This is a genomic window from Formosa sp. Hel1_31_208, from assembly GCF_900104785.1.
GTDB lineage: Bacteria > Bacteroidota > Bacteroidia > Flavobacteriales > Flavobacteriaceae > Psychroserpens.
The window spans coordinates 2,154,986-2,172,288 of sequence record NZ_LT629733.1; the positions used below are offsets into that span (position 1 = coordinate 2,154,986).

Annotated in this window: 17 protein-coding genes; 8 read left to right on the plus strand and 9 right to left on the minus strand. The window is 35.3% G+C overall.

The window, feature by feature from the left end; all coding sequences use genetic code 11:
* Positions 1-57: 57 nt before the first annotated feature.
* Both BLT57_RS09700 and BLT57_RS09705 read right to left on the minus strand, forming a co-directional pair.
* The gene (locus BLT57_RS09700) at positions 58-2,553 is read right to left on the minus strand and encodes an ABC transporter permease (RefSeq protein ID WP_091425278.1); all 2,496 of its coding nucleotides are present in this window, start codon (positions 2,551-2,553) and stop codon (positions 58-60) included.
* 35 nt (positions 2,554-2,588) lie between these two features.
* Entirely contained in the window at positions 2,589-3,278 is a 690-nt protein-coding gene (locus BLT57_RS09705) for an ABC transporter ATP-binding protein (protein WP_091425280.1), read from the minus strand.
* Between the two features lie 26 nt (positions 3,279-3,304).
* Here BLT57_RS09705 and BLT57_RS09710 point away from each other — a divergent pair, with 26 nt between their 5' ends.
* From BLT57_RS09710 to BLT57_RS09720, 3 genes are all read left to right on the plus strand, one after another.
* Positions 3,305-4,054, plus strand: coding sequence for an arylesterase (locus BLT57_RS09710; protein WP_091425282.1), 750 nt, complete (start codon positions 3,305-3,307; stop codon positions 4,052-4,054).
* 83 nt (positions 4,055-4,137) lie between these two features.
* A complete protein-coding gene (locus BLT57_RS09715) occupies positions 4,138-4,707 on the plus strand; it encodes a Crp/Fnr family transcriptional regulator (RefSeq protein WP_091425284.1) in 570 nt (189 codons plus the stop codon).
* A gap of 67 nt (positions 4,708-4,774) precedes the next feature.
* A complete protein-coding gene (locus BLT57_RS09720; protein ID WP_091425286.1) occupies positions 4,775-5,515 on the plus strand; it encodes an acyl-CoA desaturase in 741 nt (246 codons plus the stop codon).
* Between the two features lie 102 nt (positions 5,516-5,617).
* Here BLT57_RS09720 and BLT57_RS09725 read toward each other — a convergent pair whose 3' ends face one another.
* The 4 genes from BLT57_RS09725 to BLT57_RS09740 form a co-directional block, all read right to left on the minus strand.
* Complete coding sequence (locus tag BLT57_RS09725; protein WP_091425288.1) at positions 5,618-5,809, minus strand: cold-shock protein; 192 nt, start codon at positions 5,807-5,809, stop codon at positions 5,618-5,620.
* A gap of 224 nt (positions 5,810-6,033) precedes the next feature.
* Positions 6,034-6,708, minus strand: coding sequence for a DUF6090 family protein (locus tag BLT57_RS09730; protein ID WP_157717163.1), 675 nt, complete (start codon positions 6,706-6,708; stop codon positions 6,034-6,036).
* Between the two features lie 44 nt (positions 6,709-6,752).
* A complete protein-coding gene (locus BLT57_RS09735; protein ID WP_091425293.1) occupies positions 6,753-7,478 on the minus strand; it encodes a hypothetical protein in 726 nt (241 codons plus the stop codon).
* Between the two features lie 116 nt (positions 7,479-7,594).
* Positions 7,595-10,069 carry a zinc-dependent metalloprotease gene (locus BLT57_RS09740; protein ID WP_091425295.1) on the minus strand — a complete coding sequence of 825 codons (2,475 nt, stop codon included), beginning with the start codon at positions 10,067-10,069 and terminating at the stop codon, positions 7,595-7,597.
* A gap of 195 nt (positions 10,070-10,264) precedes the next feature.
* Between BLT57_RS09740 and BLT57_RS09745 the strand changes: the two genes are divergently transcribed.
* From BLT57_RS09745 to BLT57_RS09760, 4 genes are all read left to right on the plus strand, one after another.
* Positions 10,265-11,092, plus strand: a complete 828-nt coding sequence (locus tag BLT57_RS09745; protein ID WP_091425296.1) for an OmpA family protein — start codon at positions 10,265-10,267, stop codon at positions 11,090-11,092.
* A gap of 121 nt (positions 11,093-11,213) precedes the next feature.
* Positions 11,214-13,382 carry a T9SS type A sorting domain-containing protein gene (locus tag BLT57_RS09750; RefSeq protein WP_091425298.1) on the plus strand — a complete coding sequence of 723 codons (2,169 nt, stop codon included), beginning with the start codon at positions 11,214-11,216 and terminating at the stop codon, positions 13,380-13,382.
* Between the two features lie 47 nt (positions 13,383-13,429).
* On the plus strand, positions 13,430-13,717 hold the full coding sequence (locus BLT57_RS09755; protein ID WP_091425299.1) for a DUF3817 domain-containing protein: 288 nt from the start codon (positions 13,430-13,432) through the stop codon (positions 13,715-13,717).
* A 2-nt stretch (positions 13,718-13,719) separates the two neighbouring features.
* Positions 13,720-14,958 carry a mechanosensitive ion channel family protein gene (locus tag BLT57_RS09760; protein WP_091425300.1) on the plus strand — a complete coding sequence of 413 codons (1,239 nt, stop codon included), beginning with the start codon at positions 13,720-13,722 and terminating at the stop codon, positions 14,956-14,958.
* Here BLT57_RS09760 and BLT57_RS09765 read toward each other — a convergent pair whose 3' ends face one another.
* The gene (locus BLT57_RS09765; RefSeq protein ID WP_091425302.1) at positions 14,959-15,348 is read right to left on the minus strand and encodes an acyl-CoA thioesterase; all 390 of its coding nucleotides are present in this window, start codon (positions 15,346-15,348) and stop codon (positions 14,959-14,961) included.
* A 146-nt stretch (positions 15,349-15,494) separates the two neighbouring features.
* Here BLT57_RS09765 and BLT57_RS09770 point away from each other — a divergent pair, with 146 nt between their 5' ends.
* Entirely contained in the window at positions 15,495-15,908 is a 414-nt protein-coding gene (locus BLT57_RS09770) for a glyoxalase (RefSeq protein ID WP_091425303.1), read from the plus strand.
* Between the two features lie 2 nt (positions 15,909-15,910).
* Here the strand turns inward: BLT57_RS09770 and BLT57_RS09775 are convergent, their stop codons facing one another.
* A complete protein-coding gene (locus BLT57_RS09775; protein ID WP_091425305.1) occupies positions 15,911-16,591 on the minus strand; it encodes a DUF2461 domain-containing protein in 681 nt (226 codons plus the stop codon).
* Between the two features lie 92 nt (positions 16,592-16,683).
* Complete coding sequence (locus BLT57_RS09780; RefSeq protein ID WP_091425307.1) at positions 16,684-17,187, minus strand: Dps family protein; 504 nt, start codon at positions 17,185-17,187, stop codon at positions 16,684-16,686.
* Positions 17,188-17,303 lie beyond the last annotated feature (116 nt).

The following is a 17,303-nucleotide window of genomic DNA, read 5'->3' on the forward strand; positions in this document are numbered from 1 at the left end:
TGAGAATCAACAATGTTTTATACTAAAGAAAGACACACTATAAATCCTTTTAAAGATTTAACTTTCTCTTCGCAATACCTCTAAAGGAGAACTTCTAATTACAGTCCGGATATTGCTTAAGCCTATACCCAAAACCAATAGTGTAATACCAGGTAAAAACACTAAAAATGGAATGAATGATGGTGAAAAAGGTTCTTTAAAAACAAATAAGGCTAAACAGAGACTACTCACTAAGGCTAATAAAATTCCAACTAAACTACCCAATAAGCCCAAAAACAGATATTCAAAAGCTGAAATTTGTAAAATCTGAGTATTTTTAGCACCAAGTGTTCGCAGTAATACACTTTCTTTTATACGTTGGTATTTGCTCGTCCTTACGGAGCCAATCAATACAATAATACCAGTTAGTATGCTAAAGAAGGCCATGAAATTAATTATCCAAGACACTTTATCTAAGATATTCTCGACAATTGTAAATACTTGTCGTAAATCAATAATAGAAACATTTGGAAATTGAGCGACCAAATCGCGCTGCAAGTCTGCAGAACGCTTTTCGTCAGGTGCTGCAGTAGTAAGCACATTGAACTGAGGCGCTTGTTCAAGGACCCCTTTAGGAAACACAATAGAGAAATTAAGCTGTATTTGTCCCCAATCTACTTTGCGAATACTGCCTACTTTGGTTTCCATAAGTACACCTTGTACATTAAAAACAATGGCATCGCCAACCGTGACTTTAGCATCTGCAGCTAAATTATCCGAAATTGAAATTACGACCGGATCATCCGACTTTAATTCTGATGTCCACTCCCCTTCTAGCAGCTCTTCTGAAGCGATTAATGCATCTCGATAGGTGGTTCTGAATTCGTGATTCAATATCCAACCGCGAACCTGGCGTGTGCTATCTTGGCGTATATCATTAACCAATTGGTCTTTAATGCTATGCATTCGCATCGTAACGAGCGGGATATTATCAAGTATAGTTAAGCCATTGGCCTTAATACTCTGGGCTACAGCATCACGCTGTTGACTTTGCACATCTAATATAATAATATTAGCGTTTTCAGCAGTCTGGCCAACTTCAGTTTTGGCTAATAAAATATCTTTAGTGAAATACAAGGTGCTAATTAAAAAGGTACCCAATCCAATAGCAACAACTAATACCACAGTTTGATTGTTTGGTCTAAACAAGTTGAGTAAACTTTGACGCGCTGTAAAACCCCAACGTTGCGGAAAATAACGTCTAATAGCTTTAATGCTAAGCAATGCTATACTTGCTAAAACGGAAAAGGTTATCAAGGTGGCAATTACAAAACCAAAAGCAAAGGCGGCATTATTCAGCAACCAAAAAGAAAACAAAAATAGAAAAACTAAAATGATTGTAAATACAATATAACGCACTTGTTTAGGCTCTTTTGTGGGCTTCTCATCGATACGTAAAACTTCTAATGGCGATACATACCAAGTTCTAAGCAACGGTAATAATGCAACCAAAACCGACATAAAGAAACCGAGACAAACACCAATTAAGATGGGCTGCGCAGTTATAGTAATTTCAACATTAAACGGAAGAAAATCTTTTAAGATATAAGGAAAGAGTTCTTGTAGTCCCACTCCAATAAGAGATCCGATTAAACCACCAATAATTCCAATGCCTGAAATCTGAATCAAAAAAATCAGAAAACTTTGAAGACGAGATGCTCCCATGCACTTTAAAACAGCAATGGCTCTCAGTTTTTCTTTAATATAAATATGAACCGAACTGGCAATACCAATACAACCCAGTAGTAAGGCGATAAACGCAGCCAAATTTAGAAATTTACCCACATTTTCATAACGTCTCCCTAGACGTCTGCTTGTGCTGGTATGTGTGTCCAAATCGGCATTTTCTGCATCTAGCATAGGTTCAATCTTATCTTCAAAGCGGTCTAAGTTTATGGTGTCTGCTACTTTGTAGAAGTATTGGTATTCCTTACGACTACCAAATTGCAAGAGTTTTGTGTCTTCGATAAAACGATATGGAATCACAATAGGTGGTGCCACAGAGGTTGAAATTGCCGTGCTTCCTGGAATGGATTTTAAGGCTCCAATAATGGGCAGTGTCAGTTCACCTACCTTGATGGAATCCCCTGGTTTGATATCAAATTGAAGCAATAATGTAGCATCAACTAAAGCTCCACCTAAGTCTTGATAAGTTATTGCAGCAGAGGTAGGTTGTGTGTCAATATTTCCGTAAAAAGGAAAGGGGCCTTCTAAACCTCTAACGCGTACTAATTTAGTACCTCCATTTTTTGGAAAGGCTATCATAGAAACAAAATTGACTTCAGAAGCATCCGGTCTTAAGGAGTCAATAATCGCTTGGGCGCGCTTTGTTGGAACTTGTCTGGTATCAATAATATAATCGGCACCCATTAAGGATTTAGATTGGCGCTGAATATTGTCTTTAAGATTAGTGCTAAATAATTGAATGGATACAACAGCTGCAATGCCTAGTATAATCGAGGCCATAAATAACAGTAATCGTACGCGACTTGCTTTGGCATCTCGCCAAGCCATCTTAAAAAGCCAACTGATGTTTAGTTTGGAAGGGTTCAAAGTATTGTCGTTGGTAAATTCGTTAATATTTGCCCACCTTTTAGTCGAAGTATTTGTTGCGTGCGATTGGCTAATTCCAAATCGTGAGAAATAATAACCAGAGTCGTACCGGCTTCTTTATTAAGTTCGAATAATAGCTGAATCACTTTTTCACCCGTTTCTTCATCTAAATTTCCAGTAGGTTCATCTGCAAATAAAATAGATGGTGCGTTAGCAAATGCTCTCGCTAAAGCGACACGTTGTTGTTCTCCTCCAGAAAGCTGAGAGGGATAATGATGAACGCGATCGGCCAAACCTACTTTATCTAATAGGGCGGTGCTTTTTTCCGAAGCATCCTTAGCGCTTTGCAATTCTAGTGGTACACTAACATTTTCAAGAGCGGTAAGTGTTGGTAGCAATTGAAAATTTTGAAAAATAAACCCTACTTCTTTATTTCGTAATTGAGCACGTTGGTCTTCATTTAAACTATTTAAATCATAGCCACATAGCTCTACACAACCTGCATTTGGTTGATCTAAACCCGCGCATAATCCTAAGAGCGTCGTTTTACCACTACCTGAAGGTCCAACAATAGAAAAGGTTTGCCCTTTATCGACATCAAAAGTGATATTCTGCAAAACCGTTAATTGTTTGTTACCACTGGTATAAGTCTTTTCTAGCCCAGTTATCTTTAATATCTTTGACATATTAATTTTAATTTAAACGACAGTTTATGTCTAAGGCTCAAAATAAACAATTGCAATTAAATCTACCAATGACACGCGCACATAAATTCTTAAAGTTTTGTTATTTTATGATGGTCTTATTACTCAGTGCATGTGGCAATGAAACCTCTAAAAAAATAACCCAAGAAGATGTGTCAACAGATAAAATCGAGGTGACTTTGACAGCTGCAGAGACATCTGGCACTATTCTATGCTTTGGTGATAGCATAACTGCAGGATATGGATTGGAGGATATCAACGATGCCTTTCCTGCTATTTTACAACAAAAGATAGACTCCCTTGACTTAAATTATACTGTAATCAATTCAGGATTAAGCGGTGAAACGACGGCTGGTGGAAAAAGTCGTATTAATTGGGTGATGAATCAAGATATATCTGTTTTTGTCCTAGAACTGGGTGGCAATGATGGTTTACGAGGCGTGCCCTTATCGGAAACCCGTATGAATCTCCAAGCCATAATAGATGCTGTAAAAGAAAAAAGCCCAGAAACCACTATTATCCTTGCTGGTATGGAATTGCCACCAAATATGGGACAAGACTATACGAATGAGTTTAGAAGCATTTTTGCGGATTTAGCGGATCAAAATAAATTAGAATTTATTCCTTTTATTTTAAAAGATGTTGGAGGTATTGAAGAACTCAACCAAAGTGATGGCATCCACCCAACTGTTGAAGGTCATAAAATAGTGGCTAATACTGTTTGGGAAGTTTTAAAACCGTTGATTGCCTTAAAATAGTTCAAACAATTTAGCCCAACAATCACAGTTAATAAATTTGTGAATCTGTATCTTTGCATACTCACCTAACAGGATTCAACAGCGTGCAACAGATAAAAGCGTACTTAGACCAAATAGCCGCCATATCACAATCAGATTGGGATTTTTTTACCTCTAAATTACAGCGTCGTGTGATTCAAAAGAAAGACATATTTCTAAAAATCAATACCGTAGAAAATCACATTTCCTTTATTGAATCGGGTGTTGTACGTTTATTTATTCCTAAAGAAAACCCTGAGAAAGAAATCACCTTTGGCTTTAGTTTTAAAGACCAGTTTATTAGTGCATACGACTCGTTCTTAACACAGACACCTTCGGCTTACCAACTACAAGCACTTACAGAAACGACCATTTTAAGTATAACCTATGACGATTTACAAGCGGTTTATAAAACAACCCAAATTGGAAATCTTATTGGACGATTAACAGCAGAACGTCTCTTTTTATTAAAATCTAAACGGGAACAAAACTTGTTGAATTTGACAGCAGAGGAACGATATATGAAATTATTTAAAGAACGCCCAGAACTCATAAAAGTAATTCCTCTTAAATATATAAGTTCCTATATTGGTGTGACTGCACAAGCGCTTAGTAGGATTAGGCGACGTTTATAAAAAGCATTTAATTGATTTAGGTTCATTGTTTCGCTCGCAACATCACATTATCTTTGCAAAAAAAGTTATGGTGATTGTTATTTTTGTTTTATTGCTTTGGTATGGAGGCTTATTTTTTCAGTCGTTCTTTTTGCATCGTTATGCAGCTCATCAAGTATTTACCATGTCAAAAACGATGGAACGTATAAGCTTTATCTTGACCTGGATTTTTCAAGGTTCAAGTTACCTAAGTGCATATGGTTATGGTATTATGCACCGCATGCACCATGCCTATACAGATACTGAAAAAGATCCGCATTCTCCATCTCATGATGCTAATGTGTTTGCGATGATGTGGAAAACAAAAACGATCTATCAAGATATTAATAAACAGCGTATTCCTATTGATCAGCGTTTTACCAAAAATGTACCGCAATGGACAAAATTTGATCTTTTTGCAAGTTCTCGCTTTTCTAGATTACTTTGGATTACAAGTTACATTCTATTTTTTGCCTTCTTTGTGACCGCTTGGTGGCAATGGTTGTTATTGCCTATTACGTTTTTAATGGCGCCAATTCATGGCGTAATTATTAATTGGTTTGGGCATATTTATGGCTATGTCAATTATAAAATGAAAAACACGAGCAAAAATCTATTCCGTTTTGATTTTTTAATGATGGGTGAAGGCTATCATAATAATCATCATAAGCATGCGAGCAGAGCTAATTTTGGTGTCAAATGGTATGAAATTGATATCACATATTTGATCATAAAACTATTGGATGCTTTCGGATGTATCAAATTAAAACCCATCACAGTTAAAGATTAGCAATCGTCTAAGTCTTTATAATACTGTATGTGGTTTGATAAAGGATATAAAAAAAAGCCCATCACATGTGATGGGCTTTCATAATTTAGGTTAAGCGATATGTTAGATAACTTTTACGTTTACTGCGTTTAATCCTTTTTTGCCTTCTGTCAAATCGAATTCAACAATATCGCCTTCGCGAATCTCGTCTACTAATCCTGAAATGTGTACAAAATGCTCATTGTTTGAACCTTCTTCGGTGATGAAGCCAAATCCTTTGGCATCGTTGAAGAATTTTACTGTTCCTTTACTCATTGTATTATATTTTAATATTTAATAATACTTAGTAGAAGTCAAATATGATGCCAAAAACCATAATGACAGATTAATTATAGTTGATATGAATTATTGGGGTTCTATAATCACTCAGTTTTACCCTAGTTTGGCCTGTTTATCACTTGTGTATTTTGAATCATGAAATATTGTGAGTATTGATAATGTCCGAGCTACGGATAGCAATGCTCACCATGATCATCGTATTATTTACTCAAGGCCTTTAAAAGTTGTTCTTTTGACTTTAATAAATCATTTTGAAAAATATCAATAATTGAATCATAGCCTACGATATATAGAAATCTTAAGGACGCTATTCTAGCCTTATGATCTTTATTATTTAGGAGGTAATTAATACAATCGTTTTTACATATAAAATCGGTTATAAATTCGATGTACCAATCCTCTGTTTTTTCTATTTCCTTTAGATTATTAGTTGTTTTCTCAAAAATAATTTTCTCAATATCGTCAATATCCTTTCTGTATATTTTATACGTACTACTTAAATCTATAAGTTGCTCAGAAGCGCTACTAACCTCAAGTTCAGCATTATCAACCAAATTAATAATATGGTTATCTAGGGTTAATGTATTCACCTCAAATAAAAGGGTTGATATCAGCCCTTCTTCACCTACTTTGCTTTTATCATAAGGACGATCTAAAGTCTTAAGATACACTTGTTGCAGGGTGTCTAATTCTTTTTTAAAGTCGGAAATCGTCTCTATATCAATATCTAGTTGTTTCAATACTTTTTGTTGAAGCACGACATTAGCCCGTTTGAGCTGCTTATCTTGGTTCCAATTATTAATGCCTAAAGCGATTAAAATCCCAATAATGACGAGTACAATCTCTCCAATAGCATATCCTATATATTTACTCATACTACTTTTCTTTAAAAATTGTAATCGTTGTTTGTTGAATATCTTCATTTTTTCAATCGTTCGTTTATTAATTCTAGAATTTCTTTATCTGTTTCTTTTAGCGCTTTTAACTGCGGTTCCAAATTCCCATAAATGAGCGTTGAATGAATGGCTAATCGGGCTCTATACGCATCGCTTAAATAGTAGCGCATAATTTCGGGGTTATCTAGTTTCCCCATGAGGATGTCAGCAATCCAAGGTTCATTTTCCTTGAAATACAACATATTATTATCAATATCATCTCCTATACGGTTATTCGTTGCAGTTAATAAATTATCAAAAGTTCTATAACTTGTTAAAATTGTTGAGATTAATGTGTCCTGTTCGCTATCACGATCATTAACATACTTCTCAAGCAAGTTAATTCCTTTTTGTTGAAGCTGAAAAGGCGTATATGAAAGGATAAGTCCATAACCTTGAGGCGTTTCTGCATAGGTTTTTGCGGTAACGGTATCACTTAAAAATAGTTTGAAATATTCTTTACGTTTTTCCACATACGTTTCTAAAACCGCATGAATGATGGTGGTGTCTTGAATGAGATCTTGTTTATAAACTTGAAGATAACTACGCAATTGATTTTGTGCATCACGCTCCTGTTTTTTATTATTGATGGTGACAGCAATTAAAATGCCAATCACCACCAAGATAATTTCTCCAATCCCATACAAGAGATAACTGGATAGCTTTTTCTTTGATAAAAATCCCATACGTTTTTTATTAAAAATACTCATGACTATTGTCTTTTAGAGACTTAGCCCTATAAATATAATGGAATGTTTCGATAATAAAAAAACACCTTTCAGACTAAAACCCGAAAGGTGTGTTGTATTCAGATATCATTTTAATCTTATTTCGGAACTAAGATAACGTCAATTCGTTCTACTAAATCTCTATAATGATATTTGGTTACCAGATTCACAGGGCGATTTGCTGCTGCACCCACCTGACGTTTTAGAGTATTTAATTCACCACGCACTAAAGCACGAATATCAGATTGTGACACATTAAAATACTGAGTGCTTCGTTGCGGATTCATGTCTTCGGTCATGAGAAATGCCATACGATCAACATAAGCTCGCTGTAAATTACGACGGAAAACATCTACATTTTTTGTTGCAGTAGTTTCGCTCATAATTCCTTTTCTCAACTCTTGAAGCATTTGCAGTGCACTATAATTTGTAGTATCTAGGGTTTCGTGGTCGATGAGTCTTCCTAAACGATCAAAACTCAGTAAGCCATTTAAATAGCGACTTTGTAAGCGTCTCACACGTTCTGTGTAACCCGCATAATCAATATTTTGTAGCATGCGCTTGTCTACTAGCCAAACTGGAGTTTCAAACGCGTTTTTGTGCAACCATTGCATCGATTCTTGCTGTAAGGCTTTTGGAACTGCTTCATAAGCGATACCATCTTGCTTTGGTGTAATGAGATGTTCCACTACACCGCCTACATTGCCCAATACATGTCCAATATAACGATTATAGCAGCCTAATAATTCACCATACAATTCTTCGAGATCGTCATAATCATTAGTTTGATCGCTTGTCCATTGTGGTAAATTTTGGGCGACATATTTTAAATTCTTTAATGCGTAATTAGATGCTTTAATGGCATCATTTCCTATATCCTCAGTTTGTGAGGTAGGATCAAATCGGCTGCTTTGTCTTCCGAAGACATATCTAGGATCACCCGCTTTGTCCATAATCCATTTTTCTAAGGTTGGTAGCTCCGCTTCAGAACTCGTAGTCCCAGGAATATTGCGATAACCCCAATTTATAGCATAGTCATCATAAGGTCCCATTTGTCTGATAAATCGAATATTCTGATCACCAGGCTGTGCAATATAATTGTAACGTGCATAATCCATAATGGTCGAGGCTATTCCGTTTTTTTGTGTGAAGTCACCACTTCTATAACTTTCTACATCATACGCTTTACTCGCACTCATATTGTGTGGCAAGCCTAAAGCATGACCTACTTCGTGAGCTATCACCATTTTCATCATTTCTCCTATCTCTTCATCAGATGTGTCTAAAGTTCTCGCTGTAGGATTTGCAGCACCTGTTTCGAGTAAGTAACGGTTTCGGTATGAACGCAAATGGTTGTGGTACCATATGATATCACTCTCAATGATTTCTCCACTTCTAGGATCGGAAACACTTGGCCCAACGGCATTTCTAGTTTCACTAGCTACGTAACGCACTACTGAATAGCGCACATCTTCCGGACTAAAATCGGGATCTTCCTCTTTTGTTGGAGGATATTTTGCGATAATGGCATTTTTAAAACCCGCTTTTTCAAATGGACCTTGCCATAATTCGATACCTTCTTTGATGTATTTTCTTAAACTTTCTGGAGTTGCAGGATCTAAGTAATATACAATAGGTTTTACGGGTTCTACCAATTCACCTCTAGCATAAGCCGCAGGATCTTTTGGTTCTAATCGCCAGCGTCTGATGTACGTTTTTGTATCTGCTTTAAGTTTCGGACTTCCATAATCTACCTGACTAAAGGTAAACCAACCAACACGATCATCTGCAAAACGGGATTGCATTGGTTCTTCGGGCAGTAATATCATGGATTGGTTCATTTGCAAACTAATAGTTTGTGCAGCCCTTGCTGATGGCGGTGCCGATGCATTATAGGTCATGTCTTGCACCACTTCAATATTTTGCGGAAAGCTTTTCATCGTATTAATATAACTACGAGAGGCATCAAGATTTCGTACCTTATAAGTGGTTCGGTAGCGCGCTGGTAGTCCGCTAATTGCTTTCACATCTGTACTGTAAAACTTTGTAACATCTACGACTACTGCTGAAGAGTCTTTACTAAAAGCGGCAATATCAAAAGCAAACAGAATTGGCTCATAATTATTAGATTTTACTGAAATACTTATTGGCAAATCGTCGTCGGCTACCGAATTATAAGAACGCTCTTTAATTAAAATTTTAGTATCAAAACGTTCCCATACTATAAGACGCTCACCCGTTTTTGAGCCTGCATTCACATAACCTCCGCCTAATCCTGAAGGTAGTTTTGCGATTCTACTTACTAGGAGCATGTCTTTATTAAGGTGTTCGTTTGGAATTTCAAAATAGTACTTCTCTCCTATTTTATGAACTTTAAACAGACCGTCATCGGTGACAGCATCACTAGTAATAACCTTATCATAAGGTTTTATTTTGCCATTCTTTTTTTTAGGTGCTGGTGATACAGCTTCGGTTTTAGCATCTTTTTTCTTCTTTCTTTTGGATTGTGCCTGTTTCGACATTGGCGCTAAACAAAGCAGGACAGTCAATGTAAATAGTATTGTTTTCTTCATGGTTAGAATCGTTTCGTTGATTTTGCTTTAAAATTAATCAAAGCTTTAAAGATTAAATTGGATTTCACAAAATTTTAAGGTTGTCCTATTTCCGAAGTTAACACATTATGGTTCATAACTATTTGGATTTAAAAAAGTCCGAAAGACCATTCATTTCGTAGATATACACAGAAACCAAAATTATAATAAAACATTATGAAACGAATTTCAATCGTTATTTTATCGGCATTAGTTTTAACAGCTTGTGTATCAAAGAAAAAGTATCTTACTTTAGAGGAAGACCATGGTAAATTACAAAGTGAACTCACTAAAACTAGGGTTGAAAAAGAAGACCTTGAAGCAAAATTTGCGAGTATTCAAAAACGTGTAGATAGCTATAATTCTAAAATAAATGAACTTACAAAAGAGAATGAGGCCCAACTCGTCTCTGTGGATGGTATGGTGATTTCTAAAAACCAAAGAGAAGCCATGAGGGAATCTCTTAAGAAGGTACCACCTGCTTATATGGCAACGGCTAAAACATTGAAAGATTCAATGAATTTGGCATTACAGTTTAATTTGAAGGCGTCTATGGATACTATTGAAGAAGATGAAGATATAGCTGTACGTATTGAAGAAACTGTGGTTATGATTTCTATTTCTGACAAGATGTTATTCAATTCAGGTAGCTACAAAGTGAGTAACAAAGCGAATGATATTCTACAAAAAATCGCAAATGTTATCAATACGGAAGAAAGTTTAGATGTAATGGTTGAAGGCCATACCGATAACAAATTGATGAAAAATACAGCTTCTATTAAGGATAACTGGGATTTAAGTGTGCTACGTGCGACTGCGGTAGTAAAGAAATTACAAAATGATTACAATGTTGCCCCAGAACAGCTTATTGCTGCTGGACGTAGTTTTTATCAGCCGTTAGTTGAAAATGACTCGAAAGAGAACAGAGCAAAAAACCGAAGAACTCGTATTGTTATTTTACCAAATATTGATAAGTTTTTCGCTATGATGTCTCAAGATAAATAAGTACTTGACCTATCGATATATGGTTTATTAAATCGTTGAAAGACTGTTAGAAATAACAGTCTTTTTTTTGTTAAAATTATTTTATTCACTAGCTTGTCTTCCTATTTTAAATGCAAGCGCTATGAAAAAAATTACTATTATTTTTCTATTATTTTTCATCACTTTTTCTCAGGCGCAACAATCGGTTGCGAGAGAATGGAATGAAATGCTATTAACAGCAATTAGGTCAGATTTCGCAAGACCTACGATACATGCACGGAATTTGTTCCATACCTCTGTTTTAATGTATGATGCCTGGGCACTTTTTGATTCTCAAGCCAGTACAGTATTTGTGGGACAAACTTTTGGTGGTTATACCTGTAATTATAACGGGATTGCAACACCATCAAATGTGGATGAGGCGAGACACGAAATTATGAGCTATGCCATGTACAGGTTACTTAATCATCGTTTTGAGAACTCACCTGGCGGTAATGATTTATTGACAGAAATCAATAATTTATTTATCTCTTATGGTTATGATCCTAGTTTCACCTCTTTAGATTATAGTTCGAATTCTTATGCTGCTTTAGGAAACTATATGGCGAGTGAAATGATTGCTTTTGGGTTACAAGACAATTCTAACGAACAATTTGATTATCCGAACGCATTCTATGTACCGGCAAACCCACCGCTAGTTTTAGAAAACTATTATCTTACGAATGACATAAACCCAGACCGTTGGCAACCACTAGCTTTTGGTACATTTATAGACCAAAGTGGAAATGAGTTTCCTATTGGAACTCCGCCATTTCTCAGTCCAGAATGGGGTGCTGTGACACCATTTTCCTTATCCACGGATGATCTTCAAATATTAAATAATGGCTTTGATAGTTACGTTTACAATGATCCTGGACCACCTGTTTATATTCAAAACTCAAATGAAGATGGTATAGATGACCCTTACAAATGGCATTTTGCTTTAGTGGCATCATGGTCGGCACATTTGGATCCTAACGACCCTACTATGATTGATATCTCTCCTGGAGCTATTGGAAATTTCGACATCGATAATTTCCCAGAGACTTTTGAGGAATATCAAGCCTTTTATGATTTTACGAATGGCGGTGATGCCGGTACAGGACATGCTCTAAACCCAATCACAGGCCAACCGTATGTTCCTCAAATGGTAAAGCGTTCAGATTATGCAAGAGTATTAGCTGAATACTGGGCTGATGGACCAGATTCAGAAACACCTCCAGGGCACTGGTTTACGATTTTGAACTATGTGAGTGATCATCCTGATGTAGAAAAAAGAATTGCCGGACAAGGAAATATTGTAAGCGATTTAGAATGGGATGTAAAAGGTTACTTGGCCTTAGGTGGTGCTATGCATGACTCTGCTATTGACACATGGGGAATTAAAGGCTATTATGATTATTTAAGACCAATATCTGCAATTCGATACATGGCTGGGAAAGGTCAAAGCACTGATGCTAGTCAGCCAAGTTATGATCCTCATGGTCTTCCATTAATAAGTGGCTTAATTGAATTGATTGATAGTACCGATCCACTTCGTGGCGATTCAAATGAAAATGTAGGTCGAATAAAAATTAAAGCATGGAGAGGTCCTGATTTTATTGCAGACCCTTTACTTGATACAGCTGGAGTTGACTGGATAATTGGAACACATTGGTGGCCTTATCAGCGTGGTACATTTGTTACTCCGCCATTTGCAGGGTACTTGTCAGGACATTCTACATTCTCTCGTGCTGCAGCTGAAGTATTAACACGACTTACCGGTGATCCATTTTTTCCTGGTGGAATGGGAACATTTGATATACAACAAAATAACTTTTTAGTCTTTGAAGTTGGTCCAACACAAAACATGACCTTGCAATGGGCTACGTATCGCGATGCGTCAGATCAGACAAGTCTTTCAAGAATCTGGGGAGGTATCCACCCACCTATTGACGACATTAAAGGCCGTATAATTGGTGATAAAATTGGTAATGAAGCATTTAATTTAGCTCTTGAATATTTTGATAGTACCTTAAGTTCTGTTACTATAGAGGATGAGAACGAAGTCATCGTCTTTCCGAATCCTTTTAATAGTATTCTAAATATTAATACCAATGCTAATTATGTCACAGAAGTGTACTCTCTAGATGGTAAATTAGTTAAAAGTGTACGCCTAGAAAATGGCAATAATCAACTTGATACAAATGATTTGGCTTCTGGTTTCTACTTTATCAAATTTAAAGACCTCGACACAAGAACTGAATTTATCAAAAAAATTGTCAAATATTGATTCTATTTACCGCACATAAGGTAATTTTGCATAAAATTTAAGACTTTATGTTATCATTATTTAATGGTTTTAGAGTGATTGCCTTTTTAGAAGGTATATCCTATATTTTACTCTTATTTGTCGCTGTACCTATTAAGTATTTTGGAGATGATCCTTCATATGTAAAGCTTTTAGGCATGCCGCACGGACTATTATTTATGGGGTATATTGTTTTAGCTATAATGCTGAAACAAGAACTTACATGGAATCGAAAAACATTTATGGTTGTTTTAGTAGCATCAATCATTCCATTTGGTACCTTTTATGTAGATAACAAATATTTGAAGACCGCTTAAGTATGAAAAATCTACGTCATTTACTTTATGATTATTTCGTTGAAGCTGGATTAAGTGAATCGACTGCTCAGTATCTGAATATGCTCGTATTGCTTTTGGCTTTACTAATTATTCTATTTATCATCGACTTTATCATTAAACGTATTTTAGTTAATATGTTTAATGCCTTTGCTGCTAAAACCAAATCTAATTTCGATGATATTCTTGTAGCTAATAAAACACCTAGAAATGTAGCCCATATCATCCCATTGATTATTGCCATTGAATTTATCCCAGACATCTTCTCTGATTTTGACTTTGCCGAAAACATTATCGAAAAGGGATTACAGGTGTGTGGAATTGTACTAACACTTTGGATAATACGCAGTGTCTTACATAGCATTAAAGATTATTTAAAAACTGTAGAACGGCTTAAGGATAAACCTATAGCAAGTTACATTCAAGTCTTCATGATTTTTGCATGGGTTATTGGTCTGTTTTCTGTTTTTGCAATACTTACTGGTATTTCATTTTGGAAATTCGTTACCACGTTAGGAGCGGCTTCCGCAGTTATTATATTAGTTTTTAGAGACACCATTTTAGGATTTGTTGCCAGTATTCAGGTATCTATAAACGACATGGTGCGCATTGGTGATTGGATAACCTTTGAAAAGTATGGAGCTGATGGGGACGTTACCGAAATCACTTTAGCAACTGTAAAAGTGCAAAACTTTGATAAAACGATTACTACTATCCCAACCTATGCATTAATTTCAGACTCGGTTAAAAATTGGCGAGGTATGGAATCTTCGGGAGGTCGTCGCATCAAACGTTCCATTATTCTAACAGCAAAAAGTATTAAGTATTTAACAGAAGCGGATATTGAGCGCTTTAAGCGTATTGAGCGTATTTCTCAATACTTAATAACTCGTGAAAAGGACATTAACGCCTATAATAAGGAAATAAACGCTGATAAATCTGTATTACTTAATGGTCGCAATCTCACCAATATTGGTGTATTTAGAAAGTACATGCAAACCTATATTGAAAACCATTCTGGGGTCAATAAAGATATGACCATAATGGTCCGCCAGCTGGCACCTACATCTCAAGGTTTGCCATTAGAGATATACTGCTTTAGTCGCGATAAGCGCTGGGTAAATTATGAATATATAATGGCAGATATTTTTGACCATGCATTAGCTGCAGTCACATATTTTGATTTGGAAATTTTTGAATTAACAACTGGTATAGCCGAATAGCTAATCCTCTATCCTATCTTTTACAAATTCAATTTCAGTTTTACCATGAGGCGTTGGCTTTCCATCTTTACCAAGATTTACCATGATGATATTATCAACAGTAAGTATGGTTTCCCTAGTCATTTTATTTCTTGCCTCACATTTCATAGTTAATGAAGAACGACCAAATTTAATTACCTCTATACCGATTTCTATGATATCACCTTGCTTAGCCGAAGCCATGAAATTAATTTCTGACATGTACTTGGTCACTATTTTATTGTTTTCTAGCTGAATGACGGTGTATAAGGCAATTTCCTCGTCAATCCATGCTAATAATTGTCCGCCAAATAAGGTCTGATTTGGATTTAAATCTTCGGGTTTTACCCATTTCCGTGTGTGAAATCTCATAGTTATATATTTATACAGAAAGTAGTGAAAACCTTCTCAAAAGCAATCATGCAATTATACTTTTTGTTAATAACACCGTTGACAACATCTATAACGCTTAAAAAAACGACTTATCATTATTCCTATTTTTAATAAAATTTAAAGCCATGAATGATCGATCTACAAATTTAAAGTCCATTAGACCAACCATAGCCTCTGCTAAAGTTAATGACAATATGAGTGCAGACGAATGTTTTCAAAATGGAACTTTACGTCCTATTATTAAACTTCAAAATCATTTGCTCATTGTCGTTTTTAAAAATTATATCACAAAGCGTAAAAACGTATTTTATGATTTGTCATTACCTAAGCAATTAGCATACATAGAAAATGCCATTCATAAGGACATGAAATTTAGAAATTCATTGAAGGGCATGATTATCGGTCAATTTACTGTAGAAGAATACGCATTATATATTCAAAATTCTTCAGCATTAAATAAACGGATGATGAATATAGTGAAGGAACGATTGGTGAGTAACATTCAATTATTTTCCAGATCATTGGCTAAAGCCATTTAGGTCTACAGGATGGATTCTCCATTTAGATTGGTGGTCAATATATCACTCATATAATCAAAAAATGGTCGAATAGCTAAAAAAGAAGCATTGACATCGTCTAGAAATGTATCACTTGTGACCTCTTTATCGGAATAGGTCTTGGTGAATATGTACTGCTTTTTTCTGATAAGATCTATTGCAGGATGATTTTTATCAAAATCTCTAGGTGCCGTTTTTAATTCATCTCCAACAAATTCTCCCCATACCGACTTAAAAGCTTTGTCATTCATAATAGTTCTAATCTCTTCGTCGTCTTGTTCAAATTCACGGCGAATTCGCAAGAGATCCTCTTTATTAGGCTCCCAAAATCCTGTCGCAATAAAAGATTGATTATTAGGTTGGATATGCAAGTAATAACCACCTCTCAATTCTGGTTTTTTCCGACTAAAAGACCCTCCAAAGTGTGTTTTATAAGGTAGCTTGTTTTTCGAAAAACGGACATCTCTATAAATTCTGAACAATTTAAAACCATCTACATGATCATGTTTATTTAATGCTTCGTAAACGTGTTTATAGGTTTCTTTAGTTTTGGCCTCAATAGACTTGAATTCCTTCTTGTGTTCATTGAACCAATCTCTGTTATTATTTTTCTCTAACCGTTTAAAGAAGTTAAGGGTCTCTATTGCGAATTTAGATGTCGGCATTCTGTGTGTTTTTATCTGTTTAAAATTACAAAAAGTCTCATTGCTAAATGAGACTTTTTATAAGTATTAATGTTTTCAATATGAGTTTGTAATTACGATTCAATCATTCTTTCTTTGAGGGTTTCAGAAGTTTTCTTAGTCCAAGCATTTAACATCCAACTGGCTTTTTCTAGTTCTCTTATGTATGCCCCTATTAAATCCATTGTCCCTTCATCATTTGCTTCACCTGCTTTTTGATTTACTTTGCTCATTTGTTCCAATAAGATTTTGTGGTCATTAATTAGTGCTTTCACCATATTCTTATCAGATTGTAAAGGCGAGACTTCTTTAATTGTTGAAATTTCTAAATAATCTGATAATTTACTCATCGGATGGTAACGTAATGTTAGAATGCGTTCGGCAATCTCATCTATTTTGGTTCTAGCGTCTATATATAATTCCTCAAATTTATTGTGCAAATCGAAGAAGTTTTCTCCCAATATATTCCAATGAAAGTTTCTTAATTTTTGATAATAAATATGATAATTTGCTAAAAGGCTATTTAATTCAACTACTACTGGCATTAACTTTTCATCTTGCATATTCAAATAACTCATTTCTATGGTTTTTTTTAGTGTTAATAATTAATTACACTATTGAAACTAAGAGAAATTCGATCTGTGTCAAGTGGTTTAACAGTCTTTAACCTTGTTGAGGTTCAATTAACTTAAAT